Below are 20,790 nucleotides of genomic sequence, written 5' to 3' on the forward strand. Positions count from 1 at the left end.
TTATCTGTGCTGACTATTCAGCTACGCCAGAAAGATGAAGAAAACAGTACCAGAATGGGATAAATCTCCAGACGTCCCATTACCATCGCCAGGCACATTAACCACTTGGCACCGTTACTCAGGCCGCCAAAACCATCAGCCGTTGCCCCCAGCCCCAGGCCCATATTATTAATACACGCCGCTACGGTTGAAAATGACGTTACCAGGTCATACCCCATCTGATTTAGCGAAAAAATAAACACACAACTGAAAAAAATGTAGAGAAAGAAAAAGCTCCATACTGAACGGATGACATTTTCCTGTAAGGTGACATTGTTGATTTTTACCGTGCAAATAGCATTAGGATGAACCAGTTGTTCCAGTTCGCGTTTGCTTTGCTTATAAAGAATCAACAGCCGTAATGCCTTGATACCACCGCAAGTAGAGCCAATACAGCCGCCGAAAAAACTGGAGGCCATGAGAAAAATCACCACATGCTCCGGCCATTTGGCGTAACCACTGGTTGCCAGACCATTGTCGGTCATGACTGACGCCGTCATGAAAAAACCGTGCACGAAAGCACCTTGTGCATCGAATACATTCAGACGATACAACTCACCACACACCACCGCCGCCACCAGTGCAAATATCAGCAGGTAAAAACGCAGTTCAGGGTTATAGATGAGAGGTTGCAGGCTACGCCGATATAATGCCACGTAATACAGAATAAAGTTCACACCGGCCAACAGAGAAAACACCCCACCGACCATTTCAATATGGCTATTCGCATAATAACCGAGGCTATCCGTTTTACTGGAAAATCCCCCCAGCGATACGGTAGAGAGTGCGTGACATAAGGCATCGAACCAGGACATGCCAGCCAGCCAGTAAGCCAATGCACAGGCTATAGCCAGCAGCGAATAAACGCCCCAGAGTTGTCGTGAGGTATCGGCCAACCGGGGAGTTAATCTTTCTTCTTTAAATGGTCCCGGCGTTTCAGACTGGTACAACCTGGCCCCCCCGATACCCAGCATTGGCAGCAAAGCGACAGCGACAACAATCACGCCTAATCCACCAATGAAATTCAGCTGGGAACGGTAAAACAATATTGATTTAGGCAAATTGTCGATATTACTCAGCACCGAGCCGCCCGTCGTGGTAATGCCGGACACACCTTCAAACATGGCATCAGTGAATGAAATATTCAGATCACTGCTAATCGTCAGAGGCAGCGCGCTAATCAATGAGAATAACAACCAGAAAATCACGATGATCAGAAATCCTTCACGGGGAAATACCCGTGAAAATTGCTGTCGGGTATACCTCCACCCCACGACCCCTATCGGAAATACCAGTAAAAATGTATATAAAAAAGCGAAAAAACTCTTTTCCCTAAACCAGAGCGCTACCAGTGATGGTGGCAGCATAGAAAGACTATAAAGCATGATGAGAAAGCTACAGAGACGCGTAATTACCATAAGCTGGCTTGTTGTAATCATTTCATGCCCTTACTGCAAAGGGTTATACCCGAAATCCTTAGGAAGACAGAAAAATGCTCGCATTTTAAACCATGCAACACGTCAGGCATGAATCGGAGTGAAACAACGTGTATGGAGTGGGTCATCATGCCATCGCATCCGTCACATAAAGTATGGCTGTCATAATCCCCCTCTCAATGTGTAGCGATAAGCACACCGGTCGCCAATCGTCATCCCTTGCTCAGGCATTTCAGCACATGTCAAAAAGTATAAAAAAATTATACAAACACCGTGATTTTCTCTGCCCGTTTTGCGAGCAACCGCCAATATATGCAAAGCTAAACATCCCACCAGAGCATATATCAACAGGGCTGACGGCCCGCTCAATAACACGAACCCATACAATCACTGTTAGTGATTACCGCACAAAATGCAAAATTAGTGTACGTCTGGTTACGAATCCCTCTGCGCCATATGACACATAATAGGTGGTTATGCACGTAAGATAAGTTGCGCAATTGCCGCGCCGCTACCGGCGGCTACGGCGATGACAAAGCCAGTACAACAGCTTTGTCTTTTTACTCTCAACCACCTGGAGACAATATGTTACGGACAATGTGTCTGGCAGCCTGCCTGATCAGCACCAGTGCGCTGGCAGCGGAAAGCGCCGATTTAGCCTCACTGGTTAACCAACGCCTCGGCTACATGAAAGATGTGGCTGGCTACAAAGCGGCTCATCATCTGGCGATTGAGGACCTGCAACAAGAGGATAACGTACTGAAAGCCAGCCGACAGCAGGCTACGCAGTATGGGCTGGATGCAGATTCCGTTACCCCTTTTATTCAAGCGCAGATGGATGCCGCCAAGGCGATTCAGTATCGTTACCGCGCTGACTGGCTGGCCATGCCGGAGAAAGACTGGCAGCCGCGTCCGTTAGACGAAGTGCGCGCCCAAATCGCCAAACTGAACGGTGTCCTGCTGCAACAACTCGCCGATACACTGCACAAACAAGGCGGCAGCCTGAGCCAGTTGAATCACACGGCGTTTATGCACGCCGTTACGCAGAAGAACCTCAGCGAGCACGACAAGGCGCGTTTGTACAACGCCCTGAAACAAGCCAAATTGCAGAAATAATCGCTGGCGGCGTGCCCGTTGCGCGCGCCGCTTTCTTCCTGCTTTCTTCCTCCCGTCCCCTTGTCTTTAGCGCACACGCCACAGAAACCTGTCGCGCCATCGAATCTCTGACGATAAAGTCCCGTGCTATGTTGAATTCATTGCGTCATACTCAGTTTATGCGCAATTTTACTGCACTATTCACCGACATTAAGACAGATTCTTATTGAGACTCAACCATCATGAAAACCAACGCGACAGCCGACAGCCCAGACGAGAAAGGCCTCAATCTTGACCGCTTTGATCTGGCGATTCTGCGTTATCTCCAGTCTGACTCCTCTATTTCCAATGTAGCGCTGGCGGAAAAGGTCAAGCTCAGCGCCCCCGCCTGCCTGCGGCGGGTGGAACGCCTGAAACAGATAGGGTTAATCAAAGGCTATGTCGCACTGCTGAATCCACAGGCATTGAATGTCGGCATGGTGGTATTAATCGGTGTCGTGCTTGATCGCTCCACCCCGAAAAGTTTTGAAGATTTTGAAGCCGCGGTGCAGAAGATCAGCGGTTGCATGGAGTGCCACGTAGTCACCGGCGAATTCGACTACATCCTGATGATCCGCACCAAAGACAACCAGAGCTTCAATAAACTGCACGCCGAACAGTTGCTGTTCCTGCCGGGAGTGCGTCAGATCCGTTCCTTTATCGGCTTGCGGGAAGTGCTCTCGACAACGCAGTTGGTGTTTTAAGGGCGCGTGTTGCAAGCAATAACGCCGAGGGGATCCCCGGCGTAGGCAGGACGACACCACCGTACTCAGCCATTACGGAAAATGTAGCTGTAAGCACTCAGCGCCGGTGCGCCGCCGAGGTGGGCATAGAGCACTTTAGAGCCTTTCGGGAATTCGCCGTTGCGCACCATGTCTATCATACCGTGCATGGATTTGCCTTCGTACACCGGGTCGGTCAGCACCCCTTCCAGACGGGCGCACAGGCGGATAGCTTCCAGCGTGCCGTCATTCGGCAGGCCGTATTCCGGGCCGCCGTAGCGGGTATCCAGCACCACGTCCTCTTCGGTAATCTCGCGACCTAACTCAACCAGACCGGCGGTGTGCTGCGCGATACGCAGGATTTGCGCTTTGGTCTTTTCCGGTTTGGCGGACGCATCAATACCGATAACGTTACGGGCACGGCCATCAGCGGCAAAGCCCACCACCATCCCGGCCTGAGTACTGCCGGTGACCGAGCACACCACGATGTAGTCAAATTTGAAGCCCAGTTCTTTTTCCTGCTGGCGTACTTCTTCGGCAAAGCCGACAAACCCCAACCCACCGTACGGGTGCTCAGAACACCCTGCTGGGATCGGGAACGGTTTACCGCCATTTTGTGAGGCTTCTTCCATCGCCTGCTTCCAGCTTTCGCGAATACCGATATCAAAACCGGCCGGGTCAAGACGCACATCCGCCCCCATAATGCGCGACAACTCGATATTGCCCACCCGGTCGTACACCGCATCGGCATAGTTAACCCAGTTTTCCTGCACCAGAATACATTTCATCCCCAGGTGTGCCGCCACCGCTGCCACCTGACGAGTCTGGTTAGACTGGACGCCGCCAATCGACACCAGCGTGTCACAGCCCTGCGCCAGCGCTTCCGGGATCAGGTACTCCAGCTTACGGGTTTTGTTGCCACCGAATGCCAGCCCGCTGTTGCAGTCTTCACGCTTGGCATAAATCTCCACATCACCGCCCAGGTATTCACTCAGGCGTTTCATCGGGGTAATCGGCGAAGGTCCGAAAGTTAAAGGATAACGCGGGAATTTTTCCAGATTCATGGTCAGGCTCCGGGGTAGCTAACGTAGATTGAACAGGCATCAGATGAACGTTTTTCGCAGGGAAAACACCTCATCGCTGACCTTCGATACTACAGAAAAACCACTTAATTTAAATTGCGTTTTTCTCTTAATTTTTTATTAAAAATTAAACAATAAATTAAAAATAAAAACTTAAATTCAAAATAAAACTGATAAAAAGAAATAAAATTTCATCCAAAAAAAACACTAAAATCCCGCACAGTGTTTAACGTAACGGCAGCCCAAAATCCACCCGGCAATGTTGGTCGTGCTGCTGTAGCGCCTGTCTGAGGAAAGCAAAAAAGCTCTCCAGAAGCGCGGTACGGGGCCTGCCCATCTCGGTGTGTAATTGCAAGGTGCGCTGACTCAGTTGATCCAGATTGACTGCTTTCATCGTCAGTCCATCATGTCTGGCGCGGCACAGAATGGAGAAATGGCTGCACACACTGACCGCTTCCGGCGTGGTGCGCACATAGTCATACAGGCTGGAAAAGTGGTTACAGGTAAACGCTGGCTCGATAAACACATTGTTCATTCGACACGAGAGATCAAACAGTTGCCGAATGGTCGAGGAGGGATCCGGCAGTGCCACCGGCCAGGCGTTCAAATCCGCCAGTTGAAAATCCCGGTTGGCCAGTGGATGGTCTTGCGCCATAAACACCAGTACCGGTGCCGGAAACGACGCCAGCACGTCTACGCCCTGCTCCGGTGCCAGGCAGAACTTGAGGGCCACGTCGCACTCGCCGTTACGCAACCACTCCGGTACCTGCCGGGCGCTGCCGACCGTCAGATAAAAATTGACGTGGGGATGTTGTTCACGAAAACGCGCCAGCAAGGTTGGCAGCAGGTGAAGGGCCAGCCCATCGGTACAAGCCACCCGCAATGTGGTCTGGCGTGCCGACTTCATCCCTTCCATTTCCGCTATCGCCAGCTCCATGTCGGCCATACTGCGCCGCACGTGATTCGCCAGAATATGTCCGGCATGGTTGAGCACCATGCCGCGGGTACTACGTTCAAACAGCGGCATTCCCAACCGGGTCTCCAGCCGCTGAATTTGCCGACTGATGGCGGACACCGCCACAAACAACTGCTGACTGGCGGCGCTAATGGAGCCAGTATTCACCACCGCCATAAAGTAACGAATTTCACTGTTGTGCATAGATACCCTCCCCATACGATGGGCGTGAATTATTCTCTGTGGTCGGTAGCAGCTTATTGGGACATGAGGATGGGCTTATAAAAGTACAGTGCATAATTTCGTGCGGAATAAGCCAAATTATTTATTTGCTACACCACCGCACGCACGACAAGGAGAGGCTCAAACGCCGCCTCTCCTTGACCACTGGCTAAAGGCTAAACTGTGCCGCTGCGCGGTCCCTTCGGTGTTCGACTTCGCTAATCGGGCCGCCCGTGACGTGCTCCCGGCACGGCACGGGCTTTCGCGGCATCCATGCCGCTCACCCGGCGAAGTCGCCCACCTCAGCACAGTTTTGACGCCCGAAAACCACCTTAATCCTGTACTTAACGAGTTTGTAGTCGGCCTAAGAAACTTAAATTTCTGTAACTTGCTGTCGGGATTGCAACACACTGTTGCCCTCTTTTGCTAAATCCCAAAACAGGCCACACATGATGTGCAGGGCTTCGCGCGCGACATCCGCCAGCAGGTGTTCGTTGGGGGCATGCTGGGAGCAGGCGGGGTACGAGTGCGGTACCCACAGCGTTGGCAAGCCGAGCGTGCGCAGGAAACAGGCATTGGGCAGGCCGCCGCCGAAATTGGGTAATACCGCGGCCTGTTTGCCGACCGAGCGTTCGATAGAGGCGACACCCCAATGAACCCAAGGGTCGTCCGGGTCGATGCGGGTGGCTTCAAAACAGTTCTCCGGGTCGATGATGTCCACATCCTCAAACCCGCAGGCATCAAGACGGCGACGCAGGTGTTCGGCAAAGTGTTCCACATCGCTGCCCGGCACATAACGCATATGGCACTGGGCGCGGGCCGTCGGCGGGATGGCGTGCGCCGGTTTATCCGGATTGCCGGTGACATACGCCAGCACATCCAGCGTATTCCAGCCATACACCTTTTCGGCAGCGCTCAACCCCGGCTCCCCCCAGTGTGGATCGATAGCCGGGTCTCCCGGCGCACCAGCCAGCTCCAGACCGGACAAGGCGTGGCGCATCGAGGCGGACAGCGGTGGCGGCAGCAGTTCCGGCACCAGAATGCGGCCGTTGGCATCCACCAGACAGCCGATCGCGTGCGCTAACCGAGTACCGGGGTTACTGAGCAACCCACCCCAGTTGCCGGAATGGTGCGCGCCGTCACGCAGCGTCAGTTGCAGGCCGAAGTTGAATACACCGCGAGAACCCAGAAACAGGGTGGGCCGTTCCGCACTGACGCGCGGGCCGTCCGAGGCGATGAACAGGTCCGCCGCCAGCCAGTCACGGTATTGCTGGCACACAGCATCCAGCCCGGGCGATCCGCACTCTTCGCCCATTTCCAGAATCAGCTTCACGTTGTAGCCCAGCCGACCTTCACTGGCGCTCAGCACCACAGCCAGCGCCGCCAGATTGATGGTGTGCTGGCCTTTGTTGTCGGCGGTGCCGCGCCCGTACCAGCGATTACCGTCCGCTGTCAGCGTCCACGGTGATAATCCGCTGCGCCAGCGTGCTGCATCCCCCATCACCACGTCGCCGTGGCCGTAGGTCAGCACCGTCAGTGCCGCCGCTGGCTCCATGCGGCGCGCCAGCAGAAAAGGCCCGCGATCCGCCACCGGATTCGGCACAATCAGGCACTCAAACCCCATGGCTTCCAGCAACGGGATCATCTCGTCGGTCAGGTAGCTCATCAGTACCGGGGCGCGTTCCGCGTTCTGACTTTCCGTCTGGCAGGCCACCCGGCGCGCCAGCACGTTACGAAATACGCCGGAGTCAAAATACGCCGCCGCATGTTGCATCATCTCTTCACGTGTCATCGTTGGTCCTTTTTTCTGTTCACGTCCTGCGGATTGCGTGGGTTACACCACCTCAATCGTTGGAATCCCCAGCCCAGGTTCTGGCGTCAGAACCGATGCCAGCAACGCGCGGGTATAAGGGTGCTGCGGCGCGCCAAATACCTGCTCGCGGGTGCCTTGTTCAACAATCGCGCCTTTACGCATCACCGCCACGTGATCCACCAGATATTCCACCACCGACAGGTTATGGCTGATAAACAGATAGGTCAGGCCCAGCTCTTTTTTCAGCGTCAACAGCAGGTTGAGGATCTGCGCCTGTACCGACACATCCAGCGCCGAGGTCGGCTCGTCGCAAATCAGGATCGCCGGTTGCAGGATTAATGCGCGGGCAATCGCCACCCGCTGACGCTGACCACCAGAAAGCTGACCGGGATACTGACCGTGGGTACGCTCTGGCATCCCCACCCTGTCGAGCATCTCGCGTACCCGCTGTTTACGCTCCGCCGGTGTGCCGATGTGGTGCAGCCGTAACGCCACTTCCACGATATCCGCCACTGTGCGTCGCGGGTTGAGCGAGGAATAAGGGTCCTGAAAGATAGGCTGCATGCGACAGGCCAACTCACGGCGATCGCCCGCGTCTATCTCACGCCCTTCAATCAACACATTACCGGATGTGGGCGGCAGCAGGCCGAGCAGCATTTTCGCCAGCGTACTCTTGCCACAGCCGGATTCGCCCACCAGCCCCAGCGTTTCCCCCCGGCGAATGCGCAAAGACACATTGTCCACCGCGCGGATTTCACCGGGCGGTGAGAACATCCCACGGTTGAGTCGGAACACCCGGCTGAGTGCGCACAGTTCCAGCGCGATGTCGTCGTTGCCCGGAATAGGCGGCAACACGCGGCCGCCCGCTGCAGTTATCGGGTTCATACCGCCACCTCCGTCATCACGGCGCCCACACAACGCACCGCATGGTGTTCTGTCAGCGCCACATAGGGCGGCTCCTGCGCACAATCGCGGCGACACTGCTGGCAACGGTTGCGAAACGCGCAGCCCTGTTGCGGGCCGATCAGGCTCGGCACCACGCCGGGGATCGCCTGCAACGGCTCGCCCGGCACGGTACGTCCGGCCACCGGAATACACTCCAGCAAGCCACGGGTATAAGGGTGACAAGGCTGGTGGAACAGTTCCATCACCGGAGCGGTTTCCACCACCTGCCCGGCGTACATCACCGCCACGCGGTCAGCGATACGCGCCACCACGCCAAGGTCATGGGTGATGAACACCACTGCGGTGCCAAATTCCTGTTGCAGCTCGCGCAACATCCGCAGGATCTGCGCCTGAATGGTGACATCCAGCGCGGTGGTGGGTTCATCAGCGATGATCAACTCCGGGCCGCACATCAGCGCCATGGCGATCATGATGCGTTGCCGCAGGCCGCCGGAGAGCTGATGCGGATATTGCCGTAGCCGTTCCGCCGCCATCGGAATGCCGACGCGATTCATCAGGTACACCGCCCGCTCACGGGCCTCGGCTTTAGAAACCTTGCGGTGCGCCAGCAAGGTTTCGCACAGTTGATCCCCCAACGTGAACGACGGGTTTAATGAGGTCATCGGCTCCTGAAAGATCATCGCCATCTGGCTGCCTCGCAACGCCGCTCGCTCACGTGGGCTCAGCGCCAACAGGTCAGTGCCACGAAACTGCAACGTCTCGGCACGACGCTCGGCATTACGCGGCAGCAGGTCCATCAACGCCAGCGAGGTCATCGATTTGCCACACCCTGACTCACCGACCAGACACAGCATTTCACCGCGCCGGACCGAAAAATCGATGCCGCGCACCGCGTGCAACGTGCCGCGTGGCGTCGTCAAATCGACCCGCAGGTTTTTCACCTCCAGCACGATCTCGGCTTGCCCCTCGCCCGCCAGACTGGCCCCACCGGTAGTCTCAATTGCTGTATGCATAGCGCTTATTCTCCTTGAGCCTATAGGCTCTTAGTTGCGACCATCCAACGCGGTCACATCGCGCAGTCCATCACCCACCAGATTGATGCTCAACACCAGCAGTGCCAGCACCACGCCGGGGATCACAATCACCCACGGTTGAAAGAACATGTAGGCCTTGCCTTCCGCCACCATCAGCCCCCAGGAGGGCATCGGCGGCTGTACGCCGAGACCAAGAAACGACAAGGTGGCCTCCAGCAAAATCGCGTGGGCTATTTCAAGCGTCGCCACCACGGTCAGCGGCCCCAGCAGATTAGGCAGAATCTCCCGCAGCATGATGAACAGCGACGACGCGCCGAGTGTCTGCGCCGCCGCGATAAATTCCGCGTCGCGTAGCTGACGCGTTACCGAACGCGAGACAATCAGAAAACGGTCCCACAGCAGTAAGCCCAGCAGCATAATCACCACTTTGACCGAGCCGCCTACCAGCGAGGCCAGCGCCAGCGCCACCAGAATCACCGGCATCGACAAACGCACGGTCAGCAGATAACTCACCACCGCATCGACCCGACCGCCGAAGTAACCCGCCAGTACCCCCAGTGCAATGCCGATGGTGCCGGCCAGCATCACCGATACCAGCCCGATGGCGAGCGACACCCGGGCACCGAACAGCAGGCGGCTCAGGTAATCCCGCCCCAGCTTGTCGGTACCGAGCAGATGCGCCCAACTGCCTTTGTCATGCCACACCGGTGGGATCAGTCGTCGGCTGACATCCTGCGCATAGGGGTCGTGCGGGCTGATGAGCGGAGCCAGAAGCGCCAGCAGCACAATCGCCCCCAGAATCACCAGCCCAATCGTCATACCGTGGTGCCCCAGAATCTTGCGCTGCCAGCGCTGCCACGGCCCAGGTTCCGGCAACAGGCCAGGCTGCGGCGCGGTTTTCATTATCACCGCCAGTCGTGCTATTGCAGTTTTCATCACGGCTCCTTATCTGCTGCGCAGTCGTGGGTCGAGTAGCGCGTTGAGCACATCCGCCAGAAACGTCAACCCGATGTAAAACACGGCGATGATCAACACGATGGCCTGCACTACCGGAAAATCGTTGCGGGCGATGGAATCCCACGCCAGTTGTCCCAGCCCTTGTAGTGAAAACACCGACTCAATCACCACCGAACCACCGAGCATGAATCCCAGCTCCACCGTCGCCAGCGCCACTACCGGGATGATGGCGTTACGTAAGCCGTGCTTGACTACCACCTTAAAGGCGCTCAGCCCTTTGGCCCGTGCGGTGCGGATGTAGTCGGAGCCCAGTACATCGAGCATGCCGGAGCGGGTCAGACGCATCAGCGACGGCATGGCGTAATACCCCAGCGCCACCGCAGGTAGCACAAAGTGTTGCCAGCTACCGTTACCGGCTACTGGCAGCCATTTCAGCCCGACGGCAAAGATAAGGATCAGTACCAGCGCGAACCAGAAATTGGGCATCGCCTGCCCCACCACCGAGACCAGCATGGCGAAGCGATCGACCCAGGTATCCCGAAACACCGCCGCCAACACCCCAAGCGGGATAGCCACCGTTAACGCCAGCAGCAACGACACGCCGCCCAGCGTGAGGGTGACCGGCATACGCTGGCCGACCAGCTCCATCACCGTGTTTTCAAAATAGAATGAGCGGCCAAAATCCAGTTGCATCGCCGACCACATCCAGTGAGAGAACTGGCTCAGCAAGGGTTTATCCAGCCCATTCTGTACCCGAATCTGGGCGATGGTTTCGGCGCTCGCATCCGGCCCGGCGATGGCGGTCGCCAAATCACCAGAGAGATGCAGCAGCGAAAAACTAACCGCCGCCACGGTAAACAACACCGCCAGCGCTACCAGTAACCGTTGAACAACGTACTTCACCATAAGCCACTCCTTACCCCTCACGTGCTGTCAGTGTTCCAGCCACCTTTACTTCCAGCTCGCCTCGGCGAAACGTGGCAGTTCATCCGGCCAGTCCTGAAAGTTCAGGTCGGCGGTAAACGCGTAATGGGTGGAATAAGAGAACAGCGGTGCCATGTAGGCTTGCGCCGAAATGTGCCCCAACAGCGCGGCATACTGCGCGCGGCGCTGCTGCGGGTCTACCACGGTGTCGGCTTGTGCCAGCTCGGCCATCACGGCAGGGTCTTTCCAGATATCACTGCCTTTGCCGCCAAAATAGGGGGTGACGAACGCAGTCGCGTCGTTGATAGAAAACGAACCCCAGGTACTGAACGCCAGCGGCGCCTGACCCGACGCCAGCGCACTCGCCATCACCGGGTACTGCACGAAATGCAGCCGCGCGCGGATGCCAACTTTGCGCAAATCGCCAATAATGGCCTCGGCGTAATCGCGCTCGCGGTACGCCCACAGATCGGTATCAAACCCGTTGGCATAGCCCGCTTGCGCCAACAGTTGTTTCGCTTTGGCCGGGTCATAGGGATACTGGATCACCTGACTGGTATCACAGGCGGTCTGGGTACGAAAACAGGCGGAGTACACCGGTTTGCTGCCACCACGCACCAGATTATCGACCATCGCCTGACGGTTAATGGCGTAGTTGATCGCCTGACGCACACGCAAGTCTTTGAACGGCACCCCTTCCGGGCCGGTGGCGTTGGTGTTCAGTGCCAAAAAGCCGACACGCATGGTTTCACCGCTTTTCACCGCGATATTCGGCATGGCCGACAACGAATCGACCTGATCCGACGCCACACGCCAGATCCAGTCCACCTGTCCGGTCATCAACTGGGCCACACGCGCTTCCGGGTCACGGATCACTACAAACTGTATCTTGCCGATTTTGGGCTGCCCGATGGGGCTGTCTTTGAAATAGTCCGGGTTTTTCACCATCATCACGCCTTGCCCCGGCATGACCTTGACGATTTTATACGGACCGGTGCCAACCGGTGCTTTGCTAAAGCCCTCCAGTTTCACCTGCTGAAAATAGTGGGCGGGGTAAATCGGTGTCGGGCCGGATAAATACTCCAGCGCTGCCGGGAACGGTTTTTTCAGATGCAGGCGCACCGTGTAGTCGTCTACTTTTTCCACCTTATCGATCCAATCGACGCTTTGTGGAATCACCGAGGCGGTATTCGGCCCGGCGATATTGTCGAAGGTGTACACCACATCATCGGCGCTAAAGGCATCGCCATTATGGAAGGTCACGCCTTTACGCAGATGCAGCAGTAATACCGTAGGCGATTCCCATTGCCAGTCAGTCGCCAGTTCGCCTTTATATTCCCCGGTTTTCGGATCGCGATAAATCAGCGTATCCCAGGCGAGGTGCGCCAGAATTACCCCTTCGCGCATGTTATTGTGGTACGGACTGACGTTTTCCACCTCACTGTCGGAGGCGTAAACCAGCGTGTCATTTTGTTTGCCGGCATAGCTGGTGCAGGAAACACCTGCCAGTAACGCGGTTAATGCATATTTCCGAACAGATTTCTGAATATGTCTTGCCAGATTACGAGCCATGCTGTTCTCCACCACCAGAAGGATGAATAAAAAGGATCTCTACCCCAAAGCATTCATCAGTGATACTGCAAGAGCAGCGCCAAATAAGGATTATTCTCGTTACCGATTTTCGACACTCGCTTTCTCAAAAAGAGAAAGCGCCAATAAACAGGGGATGTATTACCTCTGGCAATAATAAAAATGAATGACAGAAACGGCGTGACAAATCACACCCGGTGCCATTTCGACAGTAACGGGTCTATTTCAGTGCAAAAAACAATCGGACTGCACCATTTGCGTGATGCGTAATAAGGAGAGGTTATTTCTATTTTTGTGAAAGCATGATGACGAATAAAGAATGCGGGAAATATGAAGGTGATATTTTATTTCCTCCTTCCAGCACGCTGATTCTTTTTCTCTTCATCCTGAATATGAGAGATGAAGAGAAAAGCATATCGCGGCACAACAAAATACGTGATGCATTTCATTTGGAAAATATCACGACATGATCAACCCACCATCCACATTGATCGTCTGGCCGGTGATGTAGCGTGCGTCGCTTGATGCGAGAAACGCCACCAGCCCGGCCACGTCTTCCGGCTTACCTGCGCGTTTGAGCGGGATGCCTTGCACCCACTCCGCCATCAGTTCCCCTTTGCCGTAGTGTTTTTCCTCCGTGCTGAGGATTTCACCCCATACCCGGTCGTTGTAGTCCCACATTTCACTGTCGATGATGCCGGGGCAAAACGCGTTGACGGTGATGTTCCACGGAGCCAGTTCTTGTGCCAGGCTCTGGGTAATGCCGATGACGCCCATCTTGCTGGCGGCATAGTGCGGCGTATAGATAAACCCTTTGCGCCCCTGCCCGGACGAGGTATTGATCAGGCAACCGTGCTGCTGCTTCACCATATACTTCGCCGCCTCACGGCAGCACAGCCACACACCGGTGGTGTTCACCACCAACACCTGCTCGAAATCCGCCTTCGGCATCCGGTCAAAATAATCGATGGTGATGATCCCGGCGTTTTGTACCGACACATCAATCCACCCGAAGCGCTCTGCCGCCTGCTGATACAGCGTCTGCACCTGTGCTTCATCGGTGACATCCACCACCAGTGGCAACACCGCTGCGCCATAACGGTGCTGTATATCCGCCGCTGTCGACATCACCCGTTCCGAGTTGGACACCATCACCAGATGAGCGCCATCGCGGGCAAACCGTTCGGCGATGCCAGCGCCAATCCCGCGGCAGGCACCGGTAATCACCACCGTCTTCCCATGAAAATCGCGTTGCATCGTCTGCTCCTCACTCAGGATGATTCGCCTGCCACAAGGTACGTTGTACCGCCTCCTGCCACCCCTGCCAGCTCGCCTGATAACGCTGATGGCGCGCCTCGTCCGGTAGCCAACTGTCGTGCGTCGGCAGTAACGGTTCCAATTGCTGATCGCTCAACCGGCCCAGCGTGCGCCGTGCCAGCAGCCCGGCCCCCAGCGCTGAGAGCTCGGTGGTGGTGCTGCGCGCCACCGGGCAACCCAGCAGGTCAGCCTGAAACTGCATCAACCAGGCGTTGCGGGTCGGCCCGCCATCGACCATTAACTGCGCCAGATGAAAGTCCGGGTGTTGCTTCATTGCGGTCACCACATCGGCTATCTGGTAGGCGATCGCCTCCAGAGCGGCACGTACCAGATGCGCCTGACCACTGCCGCGACTGAGCCCGCACATCAGGCCACGCGCGCGATCGTTCCACCAGGGCGCACCCGCACCGGTCAGCGCCGGGACGAAATACACCCCGTCGGTAGACTCGATACTGGTGGGCAACGTCTGCAACGCCTCACTCAGTGCCGCCTCCGGCAGGGCGTTCAGCCCGGTGGCCTGTAGCATCCAGGCCACACCATCACCGGTGTGGGGAATATTCCCCTCCAGCGCATAGACCGCCCGCTCGCCATCGTGCCAGGCCACAGTGGTCGCCAGGGTGGTGATACGGGTATCCGGCACGCCCAGCGGGGCCATCACCGACGAGCCGGTGCCGTAAGTCGCTTTCACCCCACCCGCACGCCCCAGCCCGTGGCCGTACAGCGCGGCGTGGGAATCGCCCACCATCGCCAGAATCGGGATGCCGTCCGCCACGCCGGGCACACCGCAGGTCACACCGAACTCACCGGCCGACGGCATCAGCTCTGGCAACGCGGCGCGTGGAATGCCGAACAACGCCAGCATCCCGTCATCCCATTGCAGGTGGTGCAGATTAAGCAACTGGGTACGGGCAGCATTGGAGAGATCGCAACGGAACTGCCGCCCGCCGGTCAGGTGCCACAGCAGCCAGGCATCAATGGTGCCGAGGCAAATCTCACCACGCGCCGCACGGGCGTGACCATCCGGCGTGTTGTCCAGCAGCCAGCGCATTTTCGAGCCGGAGAACAGCGGGGCCACCGGCAACCCGGTCGCCGTGCGGATAGCGGCCTCCTGCTGGTTGTGCCGTAACTGTTCGCAAAACGGTGCCGAGCGGGAACACTGCCAGGTCAGCGCCGGGGATATCGGCTGGCCGTTATCACGTCGCCAGCCGATAGCGGTTTCCCGTTGGTTGCTGATAGCCAGCGCCGCGACCCGTTCAGCCCCGACCTGGGCTATCACCTCGCGCACCACCACAAATGACCCGGCCAGCAGTGCCTCACCGTCCTGCTCCACCCAACCGGCATGCGGGGTCATCAGGCCAAGCGGGCGTGACGCACGCGCCACCACCTGACCGAGCGCGTCAATCGCCACCGCCTTGACGTTACTGGTGCCTTCATCGAGTGCGATGATCACGTCTCTAGACATGGCTCACCTCCGACAACGGGTTAACTGACTGCTTTTTTTCATGGCGACGCATCATGACCACCTTGTTTTGTAGCCGCTGCTGGAACTGGTCGATCACCACCGCAGTGACGATCACCAGCCCCTTGATCACCATTTGCCAGAAGTCGCTGACACCCATCATCACCATGCCATCGGCCAAAAACACGATCACAAACGCACCGATGATCGAACCGGAAACCCGCCCGCGTCCGCCCGCCAGCGCGGTACCGCCCAGCACGGTGGCACCGATGGCATCCATCTCGAACATGTTGCCGGTCATCGGGTGGGCGGTTTGCAGTTGCGAGGCCACCACCAGCCCCACCAGCGCGGCACACAGGCCGGAAAAGGCGTAGACGAAGATTTTGACGTTGACGATCGGCACCCCGGCGAGACGGGCGGCGGACTCATTGCCGCCGATGGCGTAGATATAGCGGCCCAGCGGGGTTTTGCGCGTCAGGTACAGGCCGAGCAGCAAAAACGCCAGCATCAGCCAGATCGGCAGATAAATACCGAGCAGCGTGCCGGAACCCAGGAAAGCAAAACCGGTGTTGCCCAGCTCAGGCATGCCGTTGAGATTGGCGTAGGTGCTGCCGTCATTGAACAGCAGCGCGGCACCACGGGCGACATACATCATGCCCAGCGTACAGATAAACGGTGCCACCACCAGCCGGGTGATCACCACACCGTTCACCAACCCAATCAGCATCCCCAGCACCGATACGACCAGGATCACTTCTGGCACATTGAGAAACAGGATATTGCCGCCCCACAGTGGAATACCGTTAGTGAGCAGCGCACCGGCCACCATGCCACAGATACCGGCGACCGCACCGACGGAAAGATCGATACCGCCGGTGAGGATCACCAGCGTCATGCCGATAGCCAGCAGCCCGGTGATCGCCACATGTTGGGTCATGATCAGCAGGTTGGATGGGGTGAGGAAATTCGGCACCATCAGGCTGAAGAAGGCAATCACGATCAGCAAAGCGATGAAGGTACGGGCCTTCAGCAGGTACATATACAACGTGTATTTTTGACTCATGATGAACTCCGGCCGGTTAGTCGTGAGGGGTGGAAGCGCTGATGAGGATTTCGCGGGTGACCTGACTGCGTGGCAGATCGGCGGTGATGCGGCCGTCAGCCATCACCAGAATGCGGTCCGCCAGCGCCATCACTTCGTCCAGTTCGGATGACGAAAACATCACCGATAATCCCTGCTGCGCCATACGCCCGATCAGGTGGTAGACATCGGTTTTGGCTCCCACATCGATACCGCGGGTTGGCTCGTCGAGCAGCACCACCTGCGGCCGGGTCATCAGCGCCTTGCCCAGCACCACCTTCTGCTGGTTGCCGCCGGATAGCGAAGTGATCGGCAGTTCGTCGTCGCTGACCTTGATAGCCAGCTGGCGCACCATCTCATCCACCTGGCGAGCCTCATCCGGTTCACGCAGCCACGTCCAGGCGCGCCAAAAGCCGCGCAGGCTAAACGACGACAGGGTCATGTTGGCGCGAATAGACATCAACTGCACCATGCCTTCGCCCTGCCGGTCTTCCGGCACCAGCGCGATGCCTTTTTCCAGCCGCTGGCGAAACCCCAGCCCATCAAGGCAGTCGTCGTTCAGTTGCACGCTGCCCTGCTGGCACGGCATCAGGCCAATCAGCCCTTTGAACAGCTCGGTACGCCCGGCGCCCAGCAGGCCGTAAATCCCCACCACTTCGCCTTTGCGCAGGCTAAAAGAGACGTCGTTCAGGCGATAACCGCCGCTTTGGTGCAGCGCCGTCAGCCCGCTCACCGTCAACACGGTGTCGCCCTGCGGCGCAGGCTGGTAGTCAAAATGTTTTTTCTTGTCGCCGACCATCTGTTCGATGATCCAGGGCACGCTGGCGTGGCGCACTTCACGCTCGCAGATGAAACGGCCGTCGCGGAAAATGGTGATGTGGTCGCCAATCTCCATCAGCTCTTCCAGCCGGTGGGAGATGTAAATGATGGTGACGCCGCGCCGTTTGAGCTGTTCTATCACGCCGAACAGCACCTTCACCTCGGACTGGCTCAGCGCCGAGGTCGGCTCATCCATGATCAGCACCCGGGTGTCTTTGGATAACGCACGGGCGATCTCCACCAGTTGCTGATGGCCGATGCCCAGCTCGCCCAGCGGGGTATAGGGGTCGATATCCAGTTCCAGTCGCTCCAGCAAGGTTTTCGCCAGCGCGTACTGGAATTTTTCGTTGATGACGCCGCGCTGAAAAAACTCATTGGCGATGAAAATGTTGTCCATCACGTTCATGTTGGGGAACAGGTTCAGTTCCTGAAAAATGATGCTGATACCCTGTTGTTCCGCCTGTTGGGTCGAGCCCAGCGTCACCGGTTTGCCATCCAGCAGAATCTGCCCGGAGGACGGCGTTTCCACCCCGGCCAGCATCTTCATCATGGTGGATTTACCCGCGCCGTTCTCACCGATCAGCACGTTGACCTTATTGCGGTACACCCGGTAGTTGACCTGATCGAGCGCGGTCACCCCCGGATAAACGCGTGACAGGTCGCGGGTTTCGATAATCACCTCCGGCGCGGTCTCAGACTGCGTCGTCGGCGATGCCGTGGTGACCACCGGGGTTACCGGCATCATCACCGCTCTCATCGGCATGCTCATATCCGCCATCATCCCCCCTTACCGTCACGCGTTATCTGCGCTGGTGTGATATCCGGCACCTCCTGCGGGATGTCCCAGCTACTGAACACCCCCACGACATCGAGCCGGTCGCCCACTTTCGGGTGTGCCGCCTGAATCATCGTCAGGGCCTGCTGATTGATGGCGCGGCCAAAATCTCCGTACAACACCTGGTCGTTAAAGTCCTGATAACTTGCGCCTTTATAACTATCGCGCAGGTCAGTACCGCGCAACGTCGGCCCCAGTTGCACCGGAATGCTCTCGCCGTCGGCGTCTTTAATCAGCATTTTGCCGCTGCGTGAGGTGGTATCGAGTTGTTCTACCGTGCCGGTGATACGCACCGTGAACACACAGGCGTTTTCATCCTGCGAACGGTAACCAAACTGCTTACAGGCAGCATCCATATCGCTGCTGCTTTGCAGGTCTTTCATCAGGGCGGCAAGCGGACGCGCCTCGTTGACCAGTTGCGGCACCAGCTTCTGTTGCCAGGTTTGCCCAATATTCGCCATATGGGGATTAGGGGGATGACGCAGGTCGGCCAGTTCCTGCTGCGACACGATGCGGCATCCGCCCAACCCAAGAATGGCCAGCGCCAGCCAGACTTGTCTGGACATACTCTTCTCCTTCTGCGCCCCCGCAGGGGCGCGACAGCATGGACTCAGGATTTGAAGTTGAAGTCTTGCACCTTGCTCGCGTTACCCTGTTGGATCAGGATGCCGCGGAACATGACGCGCTGTTTGGCGGGTTTCACGCCCTTCTGGAGATAGTTGTCGAGGTCGGTCACGCCCTGCGCGGCGATAGCCTGGGCCTGCAACATGACGGTGGCCTTCAGCGAGCCTTCTTTCACGGCGTCGCGTTCATCGTTACTGCCGTCGATGCCGACCACCACCACATCATTACGACCGGCGGCTTTCAGCGCGGCAATCGCCCCCAGCGCCACCGGGCCATTACCGCAGATCACCCCTTTCACATCCGGGTGCGCCTGCAAGATGCTGTCCATGATACGTTTGCCGTCGATCAACGTCCCTTTGGCATCCTGACGGGCAACGCTCACCATGCCGGGGTACTGATCCAGCACCTGATGGAAGGATTTGGAACGGGTCACACAGTTGTTGTCCGCCAGGCTACAGGTCAGCTCGGCGTACTTGCCTTTCTCGCCCATCTTTTCGACGAACACGTTGGCGACATCGGAGCCCGCCTGGAAGTTATTGTGGGTAATCTGCTCCAGTGCCACGTCATCCACCGGGATTTCGCGGTTGATCAGCACCACCGGAATACCGGCGTCTTTCGCTTTTTTGATCGCCGCGACGCTGGCGGTAGAATCGGCGTTATCCAGCACGATACCCTGTACTTTCTTGCCGATGGCCGCGTCGATAAGCTCGCTTTGCTTCTTCACGTCTTCACCGTGGGAAAGCACCGTGGTTTTATACCCCAGTTCCTGTGCTTTCTTGTCTGCCCCTTTCGCCTCTGACGCGTAATAGGGGTTATCCAGTGAATTGACCAGAATCATGATGGTGCCTTTTTCCGCCGCGTGGGCGGTCAGCGATAAGGCACTGGTGATGGCAGCAGTTAACAGCATTGAACGCAATTTCATGATGATATCTCTCTATCTTTCGTTATTGTCGGGGTACAGCGAAACAGCGTAATCAATTGTTTTTAAATCTATTGTTAAATCTACGGGCAATGCATTTCGGCCATCACCAGATGGTGAATCCGCCGTCGATCATCAAATCAGCGCCGGTGATCATGTCGCTACCGTTACTGGCGAAAAACAGCACCGCGGCGGCAATTTCATCGGTGTAGGCAAAACGCCCGAGTGGGATCAGCTTTTTCATCGCTTCGCCTTTCTCACCACGCCACGCTTTCTCGCCCATCGGCGTCAGCACCACCGTCGGCGACAGTGTGTTGACGTTGATGTGGTGCGCTGCCAGCTCTTTCGCCATCACCTTGGTCATTCCCAGCAACCCCGCCTTGGCAGAGGTGTAGGCCACGTGGTTGTCGATAGCGATAGACGCCGCTTGCGAGGCAATATTGATAATCTTGCCGCCGCGACCGGCAGCCACCATGTGGCGCGCCGCCGCTTGCGAGCACAGAAACGGGCCGGTCAGGTTGACGGCAAGCTGCTTTTGCCATTCGTCGAAATCGGTTTCCAGCACCGGTTGCAGCATCACGTAGCCGGCGCAATTGACCAGGATGTCTATCTGGCCGTAGTGCGCCGCGACGGTGGCAAACGCGTTTTCCACGTCGGCGGGCGCGGTGACGTCGCACTCGACCAGCAGCACCCGTGCCGGGTCAAACTGCTCGGCAGCCTGCGCCGCTTTGTCACGCTCAAACGCGGGATACAGCAGCGCCAGACGCGCACCTTTTTCCAGCAGCATTTCGTTGCTCGCCATGGCGATACCGCCCAGCCCACCGGTGACCACCGCCACCTTGTCGTTCAGGCTGAGCCCGGTATCCACGCCATAACGCAAATTCACGTCATACTCGTTGTCATGACTCATCAGGTTGTTCTC

The 20,790-nt window shown here is 57.2% G+C and carries 18 protein-coding genes; 2 read left to right on the top strand and 16 right to left on the bottom strand.

The annotated features are described in order from the left end of the window. Positions 1-17: 17 nt before the first annotated feature. Positions 18-1,478, bottom strand: a complete 1,461-nt coding sequence (locus LF929_RS18330; protein WP_038906942.1) for a TrkH family potassium uptake protein — start codon at positions 1,476-1,478, stop codon at positions 18-20. A 582-nt stretch (positions 1,479-2,060) separates the two neighbouring features. On the opposite strand from LF929_RS18330, the gene LF929_RS18335 reads away from it, so the two are divergent. Then, entirely contained in the window at positions 2,061-2,591 is a 531-nt protein-coding gene (locus tag LF929_RS18335; RefSeq protein ID WP_226093228.1) for a chorismate mutase, read from the top strand. Positions 2,592-2,812: 221 nt separating this feature from the next. Beyond that, positions 2,813-3,313, top strand: coding sequence for an Lrp/AsnC family transcriptional regulator (locus LF929_RS18340; RefSeq protein ID WP_012883202.1), 501 nt, complete (start codon positions 2,813-2,815; stop codon positions 3,311-3,313). 65 nt (positions 3,314-3,378) lie between these two features. Here the strand turns inward: LF929_RS18340 and LF929_RS18345 are convergent, their stop codons facing one another. The 15 genes from LF929_RS18345 to LF929_RS18415 all read right to left on the bottom strand — a co-directional run bounded on the left by LF929_RS18345 (position 3,379) and on the right by LF929_RS18415 (position 20,778). Next, positions 3,379-4,395, bottom strand: coding sequence for a 1-aminocyclopropane-1-carboxylate deaminase (locus LF929_RS18345; protein ID WP_038903189.1), 1,017 nt, complete (start codon positions 4,393-4,395; stop codon positions 3,379-3,381). A gap of 244 nt (positions 4,396-4,639) precedes the next feature. Beyond that, the gene (locus LF929_RS18350; protein ID WP_038903188.1) at positions 4,640-5,572 is read right to left on the bottom strand and encodes a LysR family transcriptional regulator; all 933 of its coding nucleotides are present in this window, start codon (positions 5,570-5,572) and stop codon (positions 4,640-4,642) included. Positions 5,573-5,963: 391 nt separating this feature from the next. After that, positions 5,964-7,382, bottom strand: a complete 1,419-nt coding sequence (locus tag LF929_RS18355; RefSeq protein ID WP_226093107.1) for a M20 family metallopeptidase — start codon at positions 7,380-7,382, stop codon at positions 5,964-5,966. Between the two features lie 42 nt (positions 7,383-7,424). Further along, positions 7,425-8,288, bottom strand: coding sequence for an ATP-binding cassette domain-containing protein (locus tag LF929_RS18360; protein ID WP_038903186.1), 864 nt, complete (start codon positions 8,286-8,288; stop codon positions 7,425-7,427). Further along, positions 8,285-9,322 carry an ABC transporter ATP-binding protein gene (locus tag LF929_RS18365; protein WP_226093106.1) on the bottom strand — a complete coding sequence of 346 codons (1,038 nt, stop codon included), beginning with the start codon at positions 9,320-9,322 and terminating at the stop codon, positions 8,285-8,287. Before LF929_RS18365 ends, LF929_RS18360 begins: the two co-directional genes overlap by 4 nt. 30 nt (positions 9,323-9,352) lie before the next feature. Continuing rightward, on the bottom strand, positions 9,353-10,279 hold the full coding sequence (locus LF929_RS18370; RefSeq protein WP_029456560.1) for an ABC transporter permease: 927 nt from the start codon (positions 10,277-10,279) through the stop codon (positions 9,353-9,355). A gap of 9 nt (positions 10,280-10,288) precedes the next feature. Further along, the gene (locus LF929_RS18375) at positions 10,289-11,206 is read right to left on the bottom strand and encodes an ABC transporter permease (protein ID WP_016943241.1); all 918 of its coding nucleotides are present in this window, start codon (positions 11,204-11,206) and stop codon (positions 10,289-10,291) included. 45 nt (positions 11,207-11,251) lie between these two features. Further along, complete coding sequence (locus LF929_RS18380) at positions 11,252-12,796, bottom strand: ABC transporter substrate-binding protein (protein WP_226093105.1); 1,545 nt, start codon at positions 12,794-12,796, stop codon at positions 11,252-11,254. A 477-nt stretch (positions 12,797-13,273) separates the two neighbouring features. After that, positions 13,274-14,071, bottom strand: a complete 798-nt coding sequence (locus LF929_RS18385; RefSeq protein WP_226093104.1) for an SDR family oxidoreductase — start codon at positions 14,069-14,071, stop codon at positions 13,274-13,276. A 10-nt stretch (positions 14,072-14,081) separates the two neighbouring features. Beyond that, entirely contained in the window at positions 14,082-15,593 is a 1,512-nt protein-coding gene (locus LF929_RS18390; protein WP_210176103.1) for an FGGY family carbohydrate kinase, read from the bottom strand. After that, positions 15,586-16,653 carry an ABC transporter permease gene (locus LF929_RS18395; RefSeq protein ID WP_038903175.1) on the bottom strand — a complete coding sequence of 356 codons (1,068 nt, stop codon included), beginning with the start codon at positions 16,651-16,653 and terminating at the stop codon, positions 15,586-15,588. Before LF929_RS18395 ends, LF929_RS18390 begins: the two co-directional genes overlap by 8 nt. A gap of 16 nt (positions 16,654-16,669) precedes the next feature. Beyond that, entirely contained in the window at positions 16,670-18,232 is a 1,563-nt protein-coding gene (locus tag LF929_RS18400) for a sugar ABC transporter ATP-binding protein (protein WP_226093130.1), read from the bottom strand. Between the two features lie 35 nt (positions 18,233-18,267). Next, positions 18,268-18,891, bottom strand: coding sequence for a DUF2291 family protein (locus LF929_RS18405; protein WP_226093103.1), 624 nt, complete (start codon positions 18,889-18,891; stop codon positions 18,268-18,270). 44 nt (positions 18,892-18,935) lie between these two features. Beyond that, a complete protein-coding gene (locus LF929_RS18410; protein ID WP_012883187.1) occupies positions 18,936-19,871 on the bottom strand; it encodes a D-ribose ABC transporter substrate-binding protein in 936 nt (311 codons plus the stop codon). A 103-nt stretch (positions 19,872-19,974) separates the two neighbouring features. Next, the gene (locus tag LF929_RS18415) at positions 19,975-20,778 is read right to left on the bottom strand and encodes a GolD/DthD family dehydrogenase (protein ID WP_038903171.1); all 804 of its coding nucleotides are present in this window, start codon (positions 20,776-20,778) and stop codon (positions 19,975-19,977) included. Between the last annotated feature and the right edge of the window lie 12 nt (positions 20,779-20,790).

It is taken from the genome of Dickeya oryzae, from assembly GCF_020406815.2.
GTDB classification, from domain to species: domain Bacteria; phylum Pseudomonadota; class Gammaproteobacteria; order Enterobacterales; family Enterobacteriaceae; genus Dickeya; species Dickeya oryzae.

What these genes read in the sequence shown, in the direction of transcription:
- LF929_RS18330 (WP_038906942.1), bottom strand. Translation starts at nt 1,478, where the DNA reads ATGATTACAACAAGCCAGCTTATGGTAATTACGCGTCTCTGTAGCTTT.
- LF929_RS18335 (WP_226093228.1), top strand. Translation starts at nt 2,061, where the DNA reads ATGTTACGGACAATGTGTCTGGCAGCCTGCCTGATCAGCACCAGTGCG.
- LF929_RS18340 (WP_012883202.1), top strand. Translation starts at nt 2,813, where the DNA reads ATGAAAACCAACGCGACAGCCGACAGCCCAGACGAGAAAGGCCTCAAT.
- LF929_RS18345 (WP_038903189.1), bottom strand. Translation starts at nt 4,395, where the DNA reads ATGAATCTGGAAAAATTCCCGCGTTATCCTTTAACTTTCGGACCTTCG.
- LF929_RS18350 (WP_038903188.1), bottom strand. Translation starts at nt 5,572, where the DNA reads ATGCACAACAGTGAAATTCGTTACTTTATGGCGGTGGTGAATACTGGC.
- LF929_RS18355 (WP_226093107.1), bottom strand. Translation starts at nt 7,382, where the DNA reads ATGACACGTGAAGAGATGATGCAACATGCGGCGGCGTATTTTGACTCC.
- LF929_RS18360 (WP_038903186.1), bottom strand. Translation starts at nt 8,288, where the DNA reads ATGAACCCGATAACTGCAGCGGGCGGCCGCGTGTTGCCGCCTATTCCG.
- LF929_RS18365 (WP_226093106.1), bottom strand. Translation starts at nt 9,322, where the DNA reads ATGCATACAGCAATTGAGACTACCGGTGGGGCCAGTCTGGCGGGCGAG.
- LF929_RS18370 (WP_029456560.1), bottom strand. Translation starts at nt 10,279, where the DNA reads ATGAAAACTGCAATAGCACGACTGGCGGTGATAATGAAAACCGCGCCG.
- LF929_RS18375 (WP_016943241.1), bottom strand. Translation starts at nt 11,206, where the DNA reads ATGGTGAAGTACGTTGTTCAACGGTTACTGGTAGCGCTGGCGGTGTTG.
- LF929_RS18380 (WP_226093105.1), bottom strand. Translation starts at nt 12,796, where the DNA reads ATGGCTCGTAATCTGGCAAGACATATTCAGAAATCTGTTCGGAAATAT.
- LF929_RS18385 (WP_226093104.1), bottom strand. Translation starts at nt 14,071, where the DNA reads ATGCAACGCGATTTTCATGGGAAGACGGTGGTGATTACCGGTGCCTGC.
- LF929_RS18390 (WP_210176103.1), bottom strand. Translation starts at nt 15,593, where the DNA reads ATGTCTAGAGACGTGATCATCGCACTCGATGAAGGCACCAGTAACGTC.
- LF929_RS18395 (WP_038903175.1), bottom strand. Translation starts at nt 16,653, where the DNA reads ATGAGTCAAAAATACACGTTGTATATGTACCTGCTGAAGGCCCGTACC.
- LF929_RS18400 (WP_226093130.1), bottom strand. Translation starts at nt 18,232, where the DNA reads ATGCCGGTAACCCCGGTGGTCACCACGGCATCGCCGACGACGCAGTCT.
- LF929_RS18405 (WP_226093103.1), bottom strand. Translation starts at nt 18,891, where the DNA reads ATGTCCAGACAAGTCTGGCTGGCGCTGGCCATTCTTGGGTTGGGCGGA.
- LF929_RS18410 (WP_012883187.1), bottom strand. Translation starts at nt 19,871, where the DNA reads ATGAAATTGCGTTCAATGCTGTTAACTGCTGCCATCACCAGTGCCTTA.
- LF929_RS18415 (WP_038903171.1), bottom strand. Translation starts at nt 20,778, where the DNA reads ATGAGTCATGACAACGAGTATGACGTGAATTTGCGTTATGGCGTGGAT.